Source organism: Alicyclobacillus acidiphilus NBRC 100859 (assembly GCF_001544355.1).
Taxonomy (GTDB): Bacteria; Bacillota; Bacilli; order Alicyclobacillales; family Alicyclobacillaceae; genus Alicyclobacillus; species Alicyclobacillus acidiphilus.
Window position 1 is genome coordinate 1 of record NZ_BCQI01000142.1, and the last position, 1,353, is coordinate 1,353.

1 protein-coding gene is annotated in these 1,353 nt (G+C 50.0%); it reads left to right on the plus strand.

Translation table 11 applies throughout. The features are described 5' to 3' along the window. Window positions 1-103: 103 nt before the first annotated feature. Window positions 104-1,353 (plus strand): IS1380 family transposase (locus AAC01S_RS18440; RefSeq protein WP_067625989.1); only part of this gene is annotated, 1,250 nt, incomplete at its 3' end.

The following is a 1,353-nucleotide window of genomic DNA, read 5'->3' on the forward strand; positions in this document are numbered from 1 at the left end:
CTGAATCCGTGACGTAATTTACGGTGACACATTAAAAACTGCACGAAATCAAGTAAAATGGGGTGTATCAATACATCCATATCTTCACCCACGAGGTGATTTCGTGCAAAAATTCATCATTGAAGAATCCGACGAGGTGCTTACCACGCATTCTGGTCTCGCGTTCGTTGGAATGTTACTAGAAAAGACGAATATTTCCACACGTCTCAATGCCATCGCTGTGCCTGAACGAAAATATACAGAGGTCTCCAACCGAGATGTCGCCTACGCATACCTTGGCTTACTCTGCCACGGTAAAAGTGATTTCGACCACATTGAGCCATTTCGCAAAGACGAATTCTTCTCTCTTGCGCTCGACTTACACCGCGTACCTTCCAGTCCTACACTACGACAACGCTTCGACCTCGTTGCACCAAGCTCGGAAGAATCAAGCTGGATACCCGTGATTCTAGAAGAGTCGGCTCGTCTCCTGCGCACGATTGGGGCACCACTCACGTCTCTTGTTTTGGGTCAGGACCGTCGCGAGTATGTCCCGCTGGATGTGGATGTGTCTCCGTTTGACAATTCTGGCACGAAGAAAGAAGGCGTGTCGCGAACCTACAAAGGGTGCGATGGATATGCTCCCATCTTTGCCTATCTTGGACAAGAAGGATATGCCGTGCATGGAGAACTTCGGACGGGGAGTACCCACTGTCAAAATGGCACAGCGGCGTTCTTAGCCCAGAGCATCCAATATGCCCGCCACGTCACAGATACAAGATTGTTGGTTCGGATGGATGCAGGGAACGATAGTGTCGACAATCTGGTTGTGTGCCGAAGCGAACAAACAGCGGCGGATTTCATCATCAAGAAAAATCTACGTAAGGAAAGCCCCGAAGTGTGGCTACTCACCGCACAAAAACACGGCATCTGCGAAGAACCCCGCGAGGGCAAGCGCGTGTATCGTGGGTTTCTGATGTCACCTATGAAGGGGCTGGAACAACCCGTTCGAATGGTGTTTGAGGTCATTGAGAGAACCATTTTGAAAACGGGCCAGATTTTATTGACGCCCGATATTGAGGTGTCTGTATATCTGACCAGCTTGCCGGACGACCCGACCACGATTATAGACCTATATCACGCGCACGGAACGATGGAGCAATTCCACAGCGAGATGAAGACAGACCTGGATTTAGAGCGGCTACCGTCTGGGAAATTTGCAACGAACGATTTGGTATTACGATTTGGAATGCTCGCCTACAACATCCTGCGGCTCATTGGACAGGAAACGTTGAGGGCAGACGACGCGCCACTACGCAACAGAGTACAACGCCGGCGGATTCGTACGGTTATCCAAAATCTGATGACGTTAGC